Below are 17,407 nucleotides of genomic sequence, written 5' to 3'. Positions count from 1 at the left end.
TAATGAGCTTGCTCGTGTCGAATTGACTACGAATAGTGCAACAGATTACTGTTTCTCCATAGACTAAAGAGAAATTTTTTATACCCTTAACTAGTGCTAAAGTATAAAACTTATTAAGTAATTTGTGTTAAAACAAAAAACAGTGAGTCGTGGAAAGTTTATTGGAGCGTAACGTGTCAATTTCTGGAGCATTAGGTAACGAACGCAAGAGAATATCCGTCCTTCAGAGATTATCGCTACTAGATACGCCTAGCGAAGAGCGATTTGATCGGATTACGCGCCTAGCAAGTAGCGTACTTAGTTGTCAGTACGCAACGATTACGCTAATCGATGCCAATAGGCAATGGTTTAAGTCCTCAGTCAATCTTGAAATAAAAGAATCAGAACGAGACATTTCATTTTGTAGTCACACCATCCGAGAAATAAGCCCATTAGTAATTCCTGACGCCACTCAAGATCCGCGATTTAAATACAATCCGTTTGTTTTAGGGGAACCCCATATCCGCGCTTATGCGGGCGTTACACTTTTTGTTGATGGGTACGCGGTAGGGACTTTGTGTGTGCTTGACTCCAAACCACGTTACTTCGGTAAAAACGAACTTTTTCAGCTAGAAAAGCTAGCTGAGCTTGCAAACGCAGAGATTTTTAGGAAGGAAGATGACGAATTATCAAAGCAAATTACTGAGTACCAGGACCGTCTAGCGCAAACACAAAAAATTACACGAGTTAGAAGTGCAATTCTGGAGAAAGTAGTAAATGCAGAATCTCTCCACAGTGTACTTTTTGATATAGTTGAGGCTATCGAAGGAGAGTATCCGAATAAGCTCTGTAGTATTTTACTCTTGCAAGAGGGCAAACTTAGAAAAGGTGCTGCACCTTCCTTACCCGATTTTTATAACGAAGCCATAGACGGGCTTCAAATTGGGCATGGCGTAGGCTCTTGTGGCAACGCAGCGACTACCAACAGCCCCACAGTTGTGGAAGACATAAGTACACACCCCTATTGGGATGGCTTTCGCGAATTAGCTGCGAGGGCGGGGTTAGCGTCTTGTTGGTCTCAACCCATTAGAGGTGCGAATGGAAATGTAATCGGCACCTTTGCAATCTACCATAGTTATACAGCAATACCGACCTCTGAAGAAGTTATTCTAATAGAGCAGTTTGCCCATATTGCAAGTATTGCAATAGAAAGAGAAATAGCTAACGACCTAATCTGGAAGCAAGCCAACTTCGATATTCTAACTGGGCTACCCAACAGAAACCTTATGCTTGATCATCTTGACTTAGCGATTAAGGCGGCTGAAAGAGGAAATGACAAGGTTGCGGTTCTTTTTCTTGATCTTGATAACTTTAAAGATATAAATGATACCCTCGGTCATGATGTAGGCGATGAACTACTGAAAGAGTGTGCTAAGCGTTTGACGCAAAATGTACGCGCTAGCGATACTGTTGCTAGGCTGGGTGGTGATGAGTTTGTTATCATTTTTAATGGCATCACTAATCTAAGTTCTGTAGACGATGTAATAAGTAAGCTTCTCGAAGTGATAGCTGTGCCATTTCTTATTGATGCCGAACAGGTGCATACAAGCGGTAGTTTAGGGGTGACTTTATATCCAAATGATGCTGATAACACTAAAGACTTGTTGAAGTACGCTGATCAAGCGATGTACAAAGCAAAAGCGTCGGGTAAAAATAGCTACAAATACTACACCTTGGATATGCATGAAGCAGCAGTAAAAAGGCTGTCTCTTTTAAATGACCTCCGCTATGCAGTTAAAAACAAAGAACTTTTCATTGAATACCAGCCTATTACGACTTTTAGTAGTGGTGAGGTTCTAAAAGCGGAAGCTTTACTTCGATGGCAGCACCCTCATAGAGGGCGAATTCCACCCGATGAATTTATTCCGCTGGCAGAAGAGTCGGGTTTAATTATTGAAATAAGCGACTGGGTTTTTGATGAAGTATGCAGGAATGTAAAGTATTGGAAGGCGCTTTATCGCCATGATCTTCAAATCAGTATAAATACATCACCGTCTCATTATTTTCATCAAGAGTCGAATATTACTGATTGGCTGAACAAATTACTTGAAAAGAAAGTCTCAGCAAGCTCAATTTTACTTGAGGTGACGGAAAACCTATTGATGAAAGCTGATGCAGATGTCTCCAAAAAGTTGTTTCAGTTTAGGCAAGCTGGTGTTGATATCGCCCTTGATGATTTTGGTACGGGATATTCTTCTATTTCTTACCTGAAAAAATTTCCTACCGATTTTATTAAAATCGATAAAAGCTTTGTTAAATCGATGACAGACGTCAGTAACGATAAAGTGTTGTGTGAAGCTATTATTATTATGGCTAAAAAGCTTGGGATTAAAGTGGTCGCAGAGGGCATTGAGACTCAAGAGCAATTTGAAATTCTCAAAGGAATGGGGTGTGACTATGGTCAAGGCTATTACATAGCAAGACCCTTGAGTAAATTTAACTTTGAATCTCTTCTAAAAGCAACTAGCACACAGAGCAGTGCTAGTTGATAATGCCGTACACATACTGGTGTGATTAATAAGACTAAGCTAGCGTAGCTAGGGCTTTTCCGGAATATTTTTCCAGCTCCTCTGTTCGGTTTTCTTTAATCTTATTAGCCCAGTTGGGGTCCTGTAATAAGGCTCTCCCAACCGCGACTAAATCAAATTCACCGGCATCAAGTCGCTCGAGTAAGTCGTCAACAGCGCGCGTACTTGAATCTTGGCCTTGGAATGCGCCAAAGAAGTCATCATTAAGCCCCACCGAGCCAACGGTGATTGTTGGCTTTCCTGTAATCTTCTTAGTCCAGCCTGCAAGGTTTAGTTCACTAGACTCAAACTCACTTTCCCAATAGCGGCGTTGAGAACAGTGAAAAATATCTACGCCCGCTTCACTAAGGGGCAAAAGAAATTGCTCTAGCTCTTGAGGAGACTGTGCTAAACGAGCTGTATAGTCTTGCTGCTTCCACTGTGAATAGCGAAGAACAATGGGAAAATCAGGGCCAGTAGCGGCACGTATGGCTTTAATAATTTCAACGGCGAAACGGCTGCGGTTTTCCATATTGCCGCCCCAGCTATCGGTTCGCTGGTTAGTGCCTTCCCAGAAAAATTGATCGATTAGGTAACCATGTGCTCCGTGAATTTCAACACCATCCATACCGATTGCTTTGGCGTCTGCTGCTGCTTGAGCAAATGCAGCAATCACCGATTCAATATGTTCACCTGTCATTGGTTCAGCACCCTGCTTTCCGGGTTTGAATAAACCCGATGGGCCCGCACTTGGAAGCTCAGGGTAGGGCGCTTTGTCTGCAACACGTGCCATACCTACGTGCCAAAGCTGAGGCATTATTTTCCCGCCTGCACTGTGAACTTCATCTACCACGTCTTTCCAACCAGCTAAAGCTTCGTCACCGTGAAATTGAGGTATATTGGCGTCCATTGTTGCAACTTTGTCGTCGACTGTGGTGCCCTCAGTAATGATAAGCCCAGTTCCACCTTGCGCACGTCGTTTGTAGTAAGCCGCTACATCAGACGTTGGAATCCCGTTTGGGGAAAACTGGCGAGTCATGGGCGCCATAACAATGCGGTTGGCTAGTGAGAGATTACCTTGTGAATAAGGCTTAAATAGTGCGTTAGCTGCCATGTTTTATTCCTGATCTTTTATTGCAATTAAGGCTGTGTGCATTTCACCCAGAAAATGAAACGTTATTATTCTTTAAAGAGCCTTAAGTAATTAATTGGATAAGTGATTTTACTTTGTAAAGCCTTGCAGGATTCACATAATCACTAATGGGCTAAAAAGGCTGTAGTCGATACCAGATACTACTGGTGAGTAGGGGTAAGTCAATTTTCAAATGTTGATAGTAAGCCATAAGTAAAAGTGAGCTAAGAACTCTATAATGAGAGACCTTATTCAGATATCCGTAGAGTTAATCTAAAATCTTAACGATTTCTCTTGTAGCTTGAATAAGGCGTACAACTTTATTCTCTATACGAACAGTGATCATTCCGTCATCTCCCAATGGCACAACGACGCGAGCGTGATTATAAATATCATGGTCAAGGCGCTTTCCAACGGTTAGCTTTTTTTCCCAACCTGGCGGTAATTCTCCCGTCCGTTCGTATTTTTTCTCTATACCTGGTGGAAGTGATTTATCTTTATGTGGGTTGTTAGGGCTAGCATAAGCCGTTGAACTAGCGAGTATAACTGCGGCTGAGAGACCTATAATGGGTAAAATTTTTATTTTTAACCTCTCAAATCACTAAAAAGCGCTACATAATCTTGAGAAAATTATTCAAGTAATCAACGCAAACTTTGGGGTTAGCGCTTGTACCGCAAGAGCAATTACGCTCTGCATTTAAAGCAATTCTCTTTAGCAAAATGGAAACTAATAATAGCGTCTTGTCGTTTCTTCGCAAAAAATTAGCTCTTCGTTAGAAGTATACGTATTGCGATTTGCGAAAACCATACCAAGCTGAAATCTAGCTCTACGAAATTATCTGAAAAATAAGGGTATAGATATGTTAGCGTTTACGTGTCTACCAAAGGCAAAAGGTATAAAGTCTATCGCTTAACATAAGATAAAAGCGTGACACTTTAAACGTTCAAAGGAAGAATAAAAATGAGTGAGATTGCATTTACGCGTGAAGAAAAAGACGCGTTAGTCGCTAAACTGCAGCAATATTTTGATGATGAGCTAAGCGTGGAACTTGGCCAATTTGACGGAGAGTTTCTACTTGATTTTATTAGCAAGGAAATGGGGGCATCGTTTTATAATAAGGGCGTAAGCGACGCACGAGCCGTTGTTGAATCGCGATTACAAGTTATAGATGAAGAACTATATGCCATCGAAAAAGTACTTTAATCTTAGAAATAAATAAAGCCTGCGTTTTACAGGCTTTAGTTTTAAATGGCGGATCAATGACAGTACTTTAACAGTACTTAGTTATACTAGAGTTCCTGACTAGTGGGCCTTATGATCATTTCGTTGATGTCTACCTCGCCAGGCTGCTCAATGGCAAAAGTTACAGCACGGGCAATTGCATCTGCGTCGATAGCATCGTCGTACATATCTTCTGCCATTTGCTTCGAGTCTTTGTGAGATATGTGGTCAGTAAGCTCTGTCGCCACTGCACCTGGTGATATATTGGTTGAGCGAATTTGACCGTTTGACTCTTTGCGAATACCTTCGCTTATTGCCTTAACTGCAAATTTAGTGGCGCAATAAACCGTAGCTCCTGGGAAAACCACATGACCCGCCACAGAGGATAGATTGATAATATGTCCGCTTTGTTGTTCGCGCATGCGCCCTAAAACCGCTGCTACACCATACATAACGCCTTTAATGTTTACATCTATCATCTGGTCCCACTCGTCAACCTTCATCTCGTCAAGCGGGGCAAGTGGCATAAGGCCTGCATTGTTGACGAGCACGTCAATACGGCCGTAGGCATCTATAGCTGCTTTCGCAAGCGCCTTGACTTCATCTTTTTTCGTGACATCTACCGTTTTATAAGTAGCGTGGCCACCTGAAGATTCAATTTCATCTACAAGTTTTTTAAGGCGATCTTCGCGGCGAGCGCCTAACACTAATTTAGCACCCTTTTCCGCAAGCATTTTCGCGGTTGCCTCTCCAAGCCCGCTACTTGCACCTGTGATGATGACTACTTTTCCAGAAACTTCGCTCATAACATTATCCTTACGTTTGATTAGTTGTAAGTTGCTACGTCTAAGTATCGAAGTGGATTACTTCAATTCGCATAAATGCTGTGAGAATGCTGATGAGAGCGGTGAATGAAGAGGCTACAGTGGGACTTTTATTTTTAGCGGACATTTAGCCACACAACAGCAAGGAAGAATTTCATCATCGTCTATAAAGGCAAGGGGGTCTGTAGTGTATTCAACCTCACCTTCGATAAGCTTAGTACGGCACGCTCCGCAAAAGCCTTCACGGCAATGGTAGTGAATATTAACGCCCGCTGATTCAAGGGCGTTTAAGATAGTGGAATCAGAGGGGGCAATAACCGACCCCACATCGACAACGTCGATGCGGAGTGATTTATAATTACTGCTCATTAAGCTGGAATTTTACAGCTCAAAATCAGCAAAGTCGTCTTCGCTTACTGCAGAGTCGATTTGACCAACAAGATAAGAGCTTATTTCAGACTCCTGAGGTGCAACTTGTACATTGTCTGAATTTAGATAGTTATTCATCCATGGAAGTGGGTTACTACTAACGTCAAACGGTGTGTCTAAGCCAATTGCCGACATACGTTGATTGGCAATGTACTCAACGTATTGGCAAAGAATTTCTTTGTTCAGACCAATCATTGAACCGTTTTGGAATAGATAGTCAGCCCATTGCTTTTCTTGCTCCACAGCGTTCATAAAGATAGCGCGGGCTTCTTCTTTACACTCTTCTGCTATTTGTGCCATTTCAGGGTCGTCTTTGCCCTTAGCCCATAAGTTAAGAATGTGCTGGGTTGAAGATAAGTGAAGGTTTTCATCACGAGCAATTAGTCGAATGATTTTAGAGTTACCTTCCATCAACTTGCGCTCAGCGAATGCAAACGTACAGGCGAAAGAAACGTAAAAACGGATTGCTTCCAGCGCGTTTACTGAATTCATGCAAAGGTAAAGCTTCTTCTTGAGCTCATACATATTGATTGTATGTGCGACACCATTCACGGTATGAACGCCTTCGCCCTGTGTTTGCCAAAGCTGAGTTGCAAAGATGAGGTCGTCATAATACTTAGAGATATCTGCGGCACGGCGCTTAATCTCGTCGTTTACTACGATATCTTCAAATATTTCACTCGGATCTGAGAACAAGTTACGCAAGATATGGGTATATGAGCGCGAGTGAATAGTCTCAAAGAAAGACCATGTCTCAACCCATGTTTCTAACTCGGGTAGCGAGATGATAGGCAAGAACGCAATATTTGGGCTACGACCTTGTACCGAATCTAAAAGAGTTTGGTACTTAAGGTTTGATATGAAGATATGCTTTTCTGGGTCGGTCAATTTTTGAAAATCGACACGATCGCGAGAAACGTCAACTTCTTCAGGGCGCCAAAAAAAGCTAATTTGTTTCTCAATAAGCTTTTCGAAAATGGCATGCTTTTGCTGATCATAGCGTGCAACGTTTACGGGATTACCGAAAAACATCGGCTCGATCAATGGATTAGTACTTTGCTGATTAAACGTAGTGTATTTCATGATGGCCTAACTAAAAACTTAATGATTAACGCGTATTATTGTTTGTGTTCTTGCTGCGAAACGTTAATGGCAGGCGTTACCGTAAAATCCTTTTACGAACCTGCCATTTTTGCAAAAGGGCGTGTTTTAGATTTTACACGCACCGCCTGCACAATCATCATCTTCCTCTACCACTACTTCTTCTTGACGTGGCATAGGCTCGTTTGCTTTAGCGTCTAACGCCGAGGTGTCTGAAGCACCGTCACGAGTGTTATGATAATAAAGTGTCTTAACACCAAGCTTGTAAGTAGTAAGAAGGTCTTTAAGCAGAAGCTTTCATTGGGACCTTGTTACCTTCATAACGACTTGGGTCATAGTTTGTGTTTGCTGAGATAGTTTGATCGATAAACTTCTGCATGATTCCAACAAGTTGTAGGTAACCATCGTTAGAAGGGATATCCCAAAGTAGCTCATATTTGTCTCTTAGGGTTTCGTATTCAGGTACAACTTGCTTAAGTACGCCATCTTTACTCGACTTAATGCTGATAAAACCACGTGGCGGTTCAATACCGTTGGTCGCGTTAGAGATCTGTGAAGATGTCTCTGAAGGCATTAATGCAGACAGCGTAGAGTTGCGTAGTCCGTGTGTTTTTACTTCTTCACGAAGGGCATCCCAGTCGTAGTGAAGCGGTTCATTGCAAACGCTATCAAGGTCTTTCTTGTAGCTGTCAATTGGCATGATGCCTTGCGAGTAAGTCGTTTCGTTAAACTTAGGACACGCACCTTTCTCTTTAGCCAGGTTGTTCGACGCTTTCAGTAGGTAGTACTGCATTGCTTCAAACGTGCGGTGGACTAAACCGTTCGCGCTATGATCTGAATATTTAACGCCGTTCTTAGCAAGGTAGTAAGCAAAGTTGATAACACCAACACCCAATGTGCGGCGGCCCATAGTTGCGTTGTACGCAGCAGGAACAGGGTAGTCTTGGTAATCAAGTAGATTATCAAGAGCGCGTACTGCAAGGTCGGCTAGTTCTTCAAACTCATCAACTGACTCAATTGCACCTAAGTTAAATGCTGACAACGTACAAAGTGCGATCTCACCATTTTCGTCGTTAACGTGTTGCAGTGGTTTAGTTGGTAACGCAATTTCAAGACACAAGTTGCTTTGACGAACTGGCGCAACTTCTGGGTTAAACGGGCTGTGCGTATTACAATGGTCAACGTTTTGTAGGTATATACGACCTGTGCTTGCGCGTTCTTGCATGAACAAGCTAAACAGCTCCATCGCTTTAATTTGCTTCTTACGGATGCTGTCGTCGTTCTCGTATTTAACGTATAGCTCTTCGAATTTCTCTTGATCGGCGAAGAACGCATCGTAAAGACCAGGTACATCAGATGGGCTAAATAATGAAATGTAGCCATCTTTCATCATGCGCTGGTACATCAGTTTGTTGAACTGAACACCGTAGTCTAAGTGACGTACACGGTTTTCTTCTACACCACGATTATTCTTAAGCACTAGTAGAGATTCTACTTCCATATGCCAGATAGGGTAGAACAACGTAGCCGCACCACCACGAACGCCACCTTGTGAACAGCTTTTCACTGCAGTCTGGAAGTATTTGTAGAACGGAATACAGCCAGTGTGGAATGCTTCACCACCGCGAATAGGGCTGCCCAGTGCACGAATGCGCCCTGCATTTACACCGATGCCCGCGCGTTGGCTTACGTATTTAACTATCGCACTTGCCGTTGCGTTAATAGAGTCTAGGCTGTCGCCTGTTTCAATTAGTACGCATGAGCTAAATTGACGAGTTGGCGTTCTTACGCCGGCCATAATTGGCGTAGGTAGCGAAAGCTTGAATGTTGATGCAGCATCGTAGAAACGACGAATGTAGTCCATACGCGTCGCTTTGTCGTAGTTTGCGAAAAGGCATGCTGCTACAAGGATATAAAGGAACTGTGCACTTTCATAAATTTCACCAGTAACACGGTTTTGAACCAAGTACTTGCCTTCAAGTTGTTTAACCGCAGCATAGCTGAAATTCATATCGCGCCAGTGGTCGATGTAGGTTTCCATCTCTGCGAATTCTTCAGGCGTGTAGTCTTCAAGTAAATGCTTGTCGTACTTTCCTAAATCTACCATTTTACCAACGTGTTCAAGTAACGCTGGCGGCTCAAATTGCCCGTACGCTTTCTTACGAAGATGGAAGATAGCCAAGCGCGCGGCCAAGTACTGATAATCTGGTGCATCAGTAGAGATCAAGTCAGCCGCCGATTTAATCAGTGTTTCGTGGATCTCGCTGGTATTAATGCCGTCATAGAACTGAATTTGCGCTTTTATTTCAACTTGTGAAACAGAAACGTTGTTTAGTCCTTTGGCTGCCCATGTAACGACTTTGTGGATTTTTTCTAAGTCGATGGACTCTTTTTCACCGTTTCGTTTGGTGACGAATAAGTTGTTGTTCATGTTACTGGCCGTTTGTATGTTAGCGCTTGATGCGTGGGCTATCTATTGCCCATTTTCGTTTTAATTCTAAATGCGTGTGTCGCTATTACAGTTGGCTCACGCCAGATAAAAACACACACAAAAGCGGTCTAGACCAACACTGAAAGTATTAAAGTAGAGACTGCTTGTTAAATTCTTTACTGCTTTTATTTCTTCAGCGAGATTGTTCTATGTAACTGAATTTGACATTCCCAAAGACAGTTATTCGTTAGTTTGCGATCCCGAATATTACATATGGGATCCCGTGCTGAATTAAACACAAGATAGTGAGGTTTCGCTTTGATTGCAACCCAATATCTGGTGGTATTTCAAGCACTCAATCTGGCATGAAATTTATGTTAGTAACAACTAACTTTTTAGCGTTCTACAAGCGTAAAATATCTGGATTGCAAGCGTTTTAATTAAAATCTTAACTGCAAAAATTAATTTATTCTTAGAATTCAATTTTTATACAGACACGATATATGGTGTTTAAAATATCGCCGCAGCCCTATATATAGTGTTAAATTAACTTTGCGCTACTGTATATAGTAAGTAGTTTACGTCTACATTGTTAGATGAAAGATAAAAACCTTGGGAAATTGGGTCCATGTGCAAGCCAGTCATGTCGCGCGGAAGTAAACCAGCTTGATCCGTCATCGCCATAAGTTCAGAAGGCTTTATAAATTTACCGTGATCGTGAGTGCCCTTAGGAACCAATCTAAGGATGTATTCTGCGCCAAGGATCCCCATTAAATATGACTTGAGGTTTCTGTTCAGTGTAGAGAAAAAGACATGGCCACCAGGCTTGACTAATTTAGCGCACGCCATAACAACAGATGCAGGGTCGGGCACATGCTCAAGCATTTCCATACATGTCACTACATCAAATTGACCTGCGTTTGCCTCGGCGAATGCTTCTGCCGTTGAACAAACGTAATCAACTTTCACTCCAGACTCTAGGCCGTGAAGCTTGGCCACTTCTAATGAAGCTTCTGCCATATCTAAACCCGTTACCACAGCTCCAGCACGGGCCATAGATTCTGCGAGAATGCCGCCGCCACAGCCAATATCGACTACCTTTTTGTCAAACAGCCCTTCGCTGTGCTGATTAATGAAGTCTAAACGAAGTGGGTTGATAAGATGCAGTGGCTTAAATTCTCCCTCTGGATCCCACCAGCGAGATGCAAGTTCAGAGAATTTATTGATTTCTTGTTGATCGACATTCGTCATGAGTAAAACAGTCCTTAACCTATCTCTTTTTAAGATATCGTAAATTCTGGTTGTGTTTTACTGTTTTTACACAGAATTAGACAAATTTTATGAAGGGGTGAGTGAAAAGTAATCGCTTGCCTTTTAGTTGATTAATAAGCGTAATTAAGCGCTACATAAATCTGTCATCAAGTGGTACACTCGAAGCACGATTATGACCCACATAATAACAACAGTGCGCTCCCACGCCTTGCTTTCACAATGATGTGAAGTAAAGTGCTGGATAACGCAGAACAAACCAAAATAAAGGGATTAAGCAGTTTATGTCTGATAACGCTAAAGAAATCCTCCCCGTTAATATTGAGGAAGAGTTAAAGAACTCCTACCTTGATTACGCGATGAGCGTTATTGTCGGGCGAGCCTTGCCTGACGTAAGAGATGGCTTGAAGCCAGTGCACCGTCGTGTGCTGTTCGCAATGAACGAACTGAAAAACGACTTTAACAAGCCATACAAAAAATCTGCCCGTGTGGTAGGTGACGTAATTGGTAAATATCACCCTCACGGTGACTCTGCGGTTTACGACACTATCGTTCGTATGGCCCAACCGTTTTCACTGCGCTACATGCTGGTTGACGGTCAAGGTAACTTTGGTTCTGTAGACGGTGACTCTGCCGCTGCGATGCGTTATACCGAAGTTCGCATGGCAAAAATTGCGCACGAATTACTTGCCGATTTAGATAAAGAAACCGTTGATTTTGTACCTAACTACGACGGTACTGAATTTATCCCTGAAGTATTGCCAACTAAGGTGCCTAACCTTCTAGTTAACGGTTCGTCAGGTATTGCAGTTGGTATGGCGACAAACATACCGCCGCATAACCTTACCGAAGTCATCAACGGCTGTGTTGCTTTAATTCAAGACCCATCGATCACCATTGATGATCTGATGACCCATATTCCTGGTCCTGACTTCCCAACGGCGGCGATGATCAGCGGTCGTAAAGGTATTGAAGATGCGTACCGCACTGGTCGCGGTAAAATTTATCTTCGTGCTAAAGCCGAAATCGAGACAGATAACAATGGTAAAGAAACTATTGTTGTTAATGAAATCCCTTACCAAGTTAATAAAGCACGTCTTATTGAAAAGATCGCTGAACTGGTAAAAGAGAAGCGTATTGAAGGCGTTTCGGCACTGCGTGATGAGTCTGATAAAGACGGCATGCGCATTGTTATTGAAGTTAAACGTAACGAATCTGCCGAAGTTCTGCTTAACCATTTATATGCCAATACCCAACTTCAAACGGTATTCGGTATTAATATGGTTGCGCTAGACAATGGTCAGCCTAAGGTATTTAACCTCAAAGAGACGCTTGAAGCCTTTATTCTTCACCGCCGTGAAGTGGTAACACGTCGTACAGTATTTGAATTACGTAAAGCTCGTGACCGTGCCCATATCCTTGAAGGTTTGGCAATTGCACTTGCTAATATCGACCCGATTATCGAGTTGATTAAAGCGTCGCAAAGCCCAGCAGATGCGAAAAAATCGCTTGTTGCACAGGGTTGGGACTTAGGCGACGTTTCTCAAATGCTTGAGCGCGCAGGCGATGACGCAGCGCGTCCAGACTGGTTAATGCCTGAATTTGGTATTCGCGACGGCAAGTACTACCTAACAGAACAGCAGGCGCAAGCGATTCTTGACCTACGCTTACACAAGCTAACGGGTCTTGAGCACGAGAAGATCCTTGAAGAATACAAGCAACTTCTAGAGCTAATCGCAGAACTTCTTCACATCCTTAATAGCCCAGAGCGCTTGATGGAAGTGATTCAAGAAGAACTTGAAAAAGTCCGCGATGAATTTGGTGATGAGCGTCGTACTGAAATTACCGCTGCAAGTCACGATATTGATATTGAAGATCTAATCGAGCAAGAAGACGTTGTTGTAACGCTTTCTCGCGAAGGTTATGTGAAGTACCAGAAGCTTACAGATTACGAAGCACAACGACGTGGCGGTCGTGGTAAGTCAGCAACTAAGATGAAAGATGAAGACTTCATTGAAAAGCTTCTTGTTGCGAATACCCACGATCACATTCTGTGTTTTTCTACCCGTGGTCGCTTGTATTGGTTGAAAGTGTATCAATTGCCGTTCGCTAGCCGAAATGCGCGCGGGCGCCCGATTGTGAACATACTGCCGCTAGAAGATAACGAACGTATTACTGCTATTCTTCCTATTAAAGAATTCGAAGAAGGCAAGTTTGTACTGATGGCAACGGCAAACGGTACAGTGAAAAAGACTGACCTGAGCCTATATTCTCGCCCTCGTTCAAGCGGTATTATCGCTGTTAACCTGAACGAAGGTGATGAGCTAATTGGTGTTGATATTACCCATGGTGATGACGACATCATGTTGTTCTCTGATGCCGGTAAAGTAGTTCGCTTTAACGAGAAGCTTCGCGACAGCGAAACGGGTGAAGTTAAGCGTGACCCAGAGACTGGGGAAGAGTTACTAGCTCTTCGTCCTATGGGAAGAACGGCAACAGGGGTTCGCGGTATTCGTCTTCAAGATGGGCAAAAAGTGGTGTCACTTATTGTTCCTAAAGGAGACGGCCCAATCCTAACAGCGACAGAGAATGGTTTCGGTAAGCGTACACCGCTAGAAGATTACCCGGCGAAGAGCCGTGCGACACAAGGTGTTGTATCAATTAAGGTGTCTGAGCGTAACGGTAAAGTAGTTGGCGCTGTACAGGTAGACGAAACCAATGAAATTATGCTTATTAGTGACCAAGGCACACTGGTTCGTACCCGTGTAGGCGAGGTGTCAGTAGTAGGCCGTAACACGCAGGGCGTTCGCTTAATACGTACAGTAGAAGGCGAGCACGTTGTAGGGTTACAACGTATTGAAGAAGTGGCAGAGTTGCAGGAACTCGATGAGGACGGTAACCCAATCATTTCGGACGATGCGCCAGAACAAGCAGAAACTGCTGTTCAAGAGCAAGAAAACACCGCAGAAGACGGTGATAGCTCAACGACAGAAGAGTAGGGATAGCGCGCAAGCTTAAGCCATGCGCATTATCAGTGTTCTTTCAAACAAGCGGCTTTTGCCGCTTGTTTACCTAATAAGCTCGCAAAATGTCTATGATAAAGCGGGTTGAACGGTACTTATCTACAGGTGTTGAAAAACGCAATGAAAGAGGTTTTTAACTTTAGTGCTGGGCCGGCCATGCTTCCCAAAGAAGTGATGGAAAAGGCACAATCAGAATTTACAAATTGGCGCGATTTAGGCTGTTCTGTTATGGAAGTCAGTCATCGTGGTAAAGACTTCATTGAGATAGCCGCAAAAGCAGAGCAGGATTTGCGTGACTTGCTATCTGTGCCATCTAACTACCATGTGCTTTTCACGCACGGTGGTGGACGCGGTCAATTTGCCGCTGTTCCCCTCAATTTGTCATCCGCCGGTGATACCAGCCTTCATTTAGTGAGCGGCTCTTGGTCAAAAGGCGCGGTGAGTGAAGCGAATAAATACAATAATGCGGTAGTTGTGGGCGACGTTACAGAAAAGGACGGGCTTCACTATATCGCTAAGCCTGCTCTGAGTGATATCGATCAGTCTGCGGCCTATTACCATTTTTGCCCGAACGAAACGGTAGACGGTATTGCTTACGATTGGTTACCGGAGTCAGGAAAGGTTCCGCTGGTTTCTGATATGTCCTCGACTATATTGTCACAACCGCTAGACGTTGCAAAGCACGGTGTCATTTACGCCGGCGCACAAAAGAATATCGGGCCAAGCGGTTTGTCTGTGGTTATCGTTCGCGAAGACCTAGTTGGCAAAGCACGTAAAGAAACGCCGTCAATTTTTGATTATGCCTTAGCGGCAAAGTCTGACTCTATGTACAACACGCCGCCAACGTTCTCATGGTACTTAGCGGGGCTTGTATTTGAGTGGCTTAAAGACATGGGCGGTGTAGACGCTATGGCTAAACGCAATGCTGAAAAGGCGGCGTTATTGTATTCAGCTATCGACAGTTCTGACTTCTATTCGAGTAAAGTTCACCCTGACAACCGTTCAAAAATGAACGTGCCGTTTCATTTAGCCAATGCTGAACTTGACGGATTGTTCCTGAAGCAGTCACAAGAAGCAGGGTTACTTGCTCTTAAAGGGCATCGTTCAGTAGGGGGCATGCGTGCCAGTATTTATAATGCAATGCCAGTAGAAGGTATTGTTGCGCTAGTTGAATTTATGCGCGAATTTGAAAGAGTGAATGGATAAAATGGAGCAGTTAACATTAGACCCGATTGCAAAAGTATCGGGAGAGGTCAATGTACCTGGCTCAAAAAGTCTGTCTAACCGCGCACTGCTGCTTGCTGCGCTTGCAGAAGGTGAGACTGAATTAACTAACTTGTTAGATAGCGAAGATATTGAGCATATGCTCAATGCTCTCACAAAGTTAGGTATTAGCTATCGCTTAAGCGAAGATAAAACGCAATGTGTTGTACAAGGTAACGGTGGCGCATTTAACGTAGCAGAGCCACTGGAGCTTTTCCTAGGTAATGCTGGTACAGCTATGCGTCCTTTGTGCGCAGCACTTGCCGCAAGTAACGTGGATACCGTGTTAACGGGCGAGCCGCGAATGGAAGAGCGTCCAATAGGCGATTTAGTTGACGCGCTACGCGAAGCAGATGCTGACGTGTCTTACCTTAAAAATGAAGGCTACCCTCCGCTTCAAATTAAAGGCAAGACGTTAAACGGCGGTGAAATGTCGGTTGATGGCAGTGTGTCTAGCCAATTTCTAACGGCGCTTTTAATGGCAGCACCCCTGTTTTCAGGAGATGTGACTATTCGTATCAAAGGCGAATTAGTGTCTAAGCCTTATATCGACATCACGTTAGATACCATGGCTAAATTTGGCGTTACTGTTGAAAATGATAACTACCAGACGTTTACGGTTTCTGCTGACGCTAAGTACGTTGCGCCAGGTAAATTTATGGTAGAAGGCGATGCTTCTTCTGCATCTTACTTCCTTGCAGCCGGCGCCATTAAAGGCGGAACGGTACGCGTAACCGGAATTGGGCAGAAAAGCATTCAAGGTGATATCCGCTTTGCTGACGTGCTCGAAGCCATGGGTGCAAAAGTTGTGTGGAACGATGAATATGTTGAAATAACCGGTGCGCCACTTAAAGGTGTGAACATGGATATGAACCATATTCCGGATGCCGCCATGACCATTGCCACTACAGCGCTGTTTGCTGAGGGTCCTACGACCATGACTAACATCTATAACTGGCGTGTTAAAGAAACAGACCGTCTAGCGGCTATGGCAGCCGAGCTTCAAAAGCTAGGTGCGAAAGTAGAAGAAGGTCACGACTATATAAAAGTATGGCCAACTGATTCGCTAAAACACGCTGAAATAGATACGTATAATGACCACCGTATTGCAATGTGCTTTTCTCTAGTTGCATTAAGTGATACCCCGGTCACAATTAACGATCCGGGTTGTACACGTAAAACCTTCCCAGACTATTTTACTCGCTTTAAAACTTTGTATAGCGCGTAAAAGCCTTATAAAAAGAATCACAGGTTAACGAAGCGCTGTACGGGTTACCCCTCTAGCTTCGTTGATCTGAATCAGATTTATTCTAATGTACAATGCCGTCACTAAGAGGCGGCATTGCTTATCTCTCACTAAAGCGTATAATTGCGCGCGATTTTTAGTAATTTAAACGATGGAGCAGGTATGCATTCCACACCCGTAGTCACGGTTGACGGTCCTAGTGGTGCAGGCAAAGGTACGTTAAGTAGCTTGCTAGCAAAAAAATTAGGGTGGCACTTTCTAGATAGCGGTGCAATTTACCGCGTATTAGCAGTGGCTGCACTTCACCACGACCTTCCGTGTGATGATGAAGAATGTGTTGTTCCTCTAGCAACCGGTCTTGATGTTAGTTTCGAGACGAATGGCGACACCACTCGCATTATCTTAGAAGGCGAAGACGTTACTGACGATATTCGCACTGAGGAAGTTGGCGCTGTGGCATCAAAAGTTGCAGCATTACCTCGTGTTCGCGAAGCACTACTTCGCAGACAGCGCGCTTTCCAACAAGATCCAGGTCTTGTTGCCGATGGTCGCGACATGGGGACCGTGGTATTTCCTGATGCGCCTGTAAAGATTTTTCTTACGGCAAGCGCAGAGGCCCGCGCTGAACGCCGCTATAGCCAGTTGAAAGCAAAGGGCATGGATGTTAATATTGCGCGCCTTTTAACCGATATCAAGGCAAGAGACGAGCGCGATACACAGCGTGCGGTGGCTCCTTTGGTACCGGCACAAGATGCAGTAATTATAGATTCAACGGACTTGGATATTGACCAAGTCTTTGAAAAAGCGATGGATATTATTTCCTCACGCCTTTAATGACGGGAGCTGATCGCATCCAAAGCAGTGTTGCTACAGGAAGTGGCGACTAATTTTAATAACCCCGCGTTATCCGGATAAGAAGCG

At 43.7% G+C, this 17,407-nt stretch carries 11 protein-coding genes and 1 pseudogene; 6 read left to right on the top strand and 6 right to left on the bottom strand.

The window, feature by feature from the left end; all coding sequences use genetic code 11:
* Positions 1-173: 173 nt before the first annotated feature.
* A complete protein-coding gene (locus tag ACYX4M_RS17245) occupies positions 174-2,528 on the top strand; it encodes a sensor domain-containing phosphodiesterase (RefSeq protein ID WP_476081031.1) in 2,355 nt (784 codons plus the stop codon).
* A 34-nt stretch (positions 2,529-2,562) separates the two neighbouring features.
* Here the strand turns inward: ACYX4M_RS17245 and ACYX4M_RS17240 are convergent, their stop codons facing one another.
* A complete protein-coding gene (locus ACYX4M_RS17240) occupies positions 2,563-3,660 on the bottom strand; it encodes an NADH:flavin oxidoreductase (RefSeq protein WP_476081030.1) in 1,098 nt (365 codons plus the stop codon).
* Between the two features lie 979 nt (positions 3,661-4,639).
* On the opposite strand from ACYX4M_RS17240, the gene ACYX4M_RS17235 reads away from it, so the two are divergent.
* The gene (locus ACYX4M_RS17235; protein WP_476081029.1) at positions 4,640-4,882 is read left to right on the top strand and encodes a DUF2164 domain-containing protein; all 243 of its coding nucleotides are present in this window, start codon (positions 4,640-4,642) and stop codon (positions 4,880-4,882) included.
* Between the two features lie 86 nt (positions 4,883-4,968).
* On the opposite strand, the gene ACYX4M_RS17230 is transcribed toward ACYX4M_RS17235, so the two are convergent.
* From ACYX4M_RS17230 to ubiG, 5 genes and pseudogenes are all read right to left on the bottom strand, one after another.
* Entirely contained in the window at positions 4,969-5,706 is a 738-nt protein-coding gene (locus ACYX4M_RS17230) for an SDR family oxidoreductase (protein ID WP_476081028.1), read from the bottom strand.
* 114 nt (positions 5,707-5,820) lie between these two features.
* Positions 5,821-6,093 (bottom strand): class I ribonucleotide reductase maintenance protein YfaE, encoded by a 273-nt coding sequence (gene yfaE, locus ACYX4M_RS17225; protein ID WP_476081027.1) that lies wholly within the window; start codon positions 6,091-6,093, stop codon positions 5,821-5,823.
* Positions 6,094-6,105: 12 nt separating this feature from the next.
* The gene (gene nrdB / locus ACYX4M_RS17220) at positions 6,106-7,236 is read right to left on the bottom strand and encodes a class Ia ribonucleoside-diphosphate reductase subunit beta (protein ID WP_476081026.1); all 1,131 of its coding nucleotides are present in this window, start codon (positions 7,234-7,236) and stop codon (positions 6,106-6,108) included.
* Between the two features lie 126 nt (positions 7,237-7,362).
* Positions 7,363-9,685: pseudogene (gene nrdA / locus ACYX4M_RS17215) on the bottom strand (class 1a ribonucleoside-diphosphate reductase subunit alpha).
* A gap of 546 nt (positions 9,686-10,231) precedes the next feature.
* Positions 10,232-10,936 carry a bifunctional 2-polyprenyl-6-hydroxyphenol methylase/3-demethylubiquinol 3-O-methyltransferase UbiG gene (ubiG, locus tag ACYX4M_RS17210; RefSeq protein ID WP_334060397.1) on the bottom strand — a complete coding sequence of 235 codons (705 nt, stop codon included), beginning with the start codon at positions 10,934-10,936 and terminating at the stop codon, positions 10,232-10,234.
* A 302-nt stretch (positions 10,937-11,238) separates the two neighbouring features.
* Between ubiG and gyrA the strand changes: the two genes are divergently transcribed.
* The 4 genes from gyrA to cmk all read left to right on the top strand — a co-directional run bounded on the left by gyrA (position 11,239) and on the right by cmk (position 17,320).
* Entirely contained in the window at positions 11,239-13,953 is a 2,715-nt protein-coding gene (gyrA, locus tag ACYX4M_RS17205; protein ID WP_476081025.1) for a DNA topoisomerase (ATP-hydrolyzing) subunit A, read from the top strand.
* A gap of 144 nt (positions 13,954-14,097) precedes the next feature.
* A complete protein-coding gene (serC, locus tag ACYX4M_RS17200) occupies positions 14,098-15,183 on the top strand; it encodes a 3-phosphoserine/phosphohydroxythreonine transaminase (protein WP_474856809.1) in 1,086 nt (361 codons plus the stop codon).
* A gap of 1 nt (position 15,184) precedes the next feature.
* On the top strand, positions 15,185-16,468 hold the full coding sequence (gene aroA / locus ACYX4M_RS17195) for a 3-phosphoshikimate 1-carboxyvinyltransferase (RefSeq protein ID WP_476081024.1): 1,284 nt from the start codon (positions 15,185-15,187) through the stop codon (positions 16,466-16,468).
* Positions 16,469-16,648: 180 nt separating this feature from the next.
* A complete protein-coding gene (cmk, locus tag ACYX4M_RS17190; protein ID WP_014976668.1) occupies positions 16,649-17,320 on the top strand; it encodes a (d)CMP kinase in 672 nt (223 codons plus the stop codon).
* Positions 17,321-17,407 lie beyond the last annotated feature (87 nt).

The sequence above is a fragment of the Alteromonas sp. ABV4_150 genome, assembly GCF_056311745.1.
This window is presented reverse-complemented; position numbering and strand designations above follow the sequence as displayed.

What these genes read in the sequence shown, in the direction of transcription:
- ACYX4M_RS17235 (WP_476081029.1), top strand. Translation starts at nt 4,640, where the DNA reads ATGAGTGAGATTGCATTTACGCGTGAAGAAAAAGACGCGTTAGTCGCT.
- aroA (WP_476081024.1), top strand. Translation starts at nt 15,185, where the DNA reads ATGGAGCAGTTAACATTAGACCCGATTGCAAAAGTATCGGGAGAGGTC.
- yfaE (WP_476081027.1), bottom strand. Translation starts at nt 6,093, where the DNA reads ATGAGCAGTAATTATAAATCACTCCGCATCGACGTTGTCGATGTGGGG.
- ubiG (WP_334060397.1), bottom strand. Translation starts at nt 10,936, where the DNA reads ATGACGAATGTCGATCAACAAGAAATCAATAAATTCTCTGAACTTGCA.
- serC (WP_474856809.1), top strand. Translation starts at nt 14,098, where the DNA reads ATGAAAGAGGTTTTTAACTTTAGTGCTGGGCCGGCCATGCTTCCCAAA.
- ACYX4M_RS17230 (WP_476081028.1), bottom strand. Translation starts at nt 5,706, where the DNA reads ATGAGCGAAGTTTCTGGAAAAGTAGTCATCATCACAGGTGCAAGTAGC.
- cmk (WP_014976668.1), top strand. Translation starts at nt 16,649, where the DNA reads ATGCATTCCACACCCGTAGTCACGGTTGACGGTCCTAGTGGTGCAGGC.
- ACYX4M_RS17240 (WP_476081030.1), bottom strand. Translation starts at nt 3,660, where the DNA reads ATGGCAGCTAACGCACTATTTAAGCCTTATTCACAAGGTAATCTCTCA.
- gyrA (WP_476081025.1), top strand. Translation starts at nt 11,239, where the DNA reads ATGTCTGATAACGCTAAAGAAATCCTCCCCGTTAATATTGAGGAAGAG.
- nrdB (WP_476081026.1), bottom strand. Translation starts at nt 7,236, where the DNA reads ATGAAATACACTACGTTTAATCAGCAAAGTACTAATCCATTGATCGAG.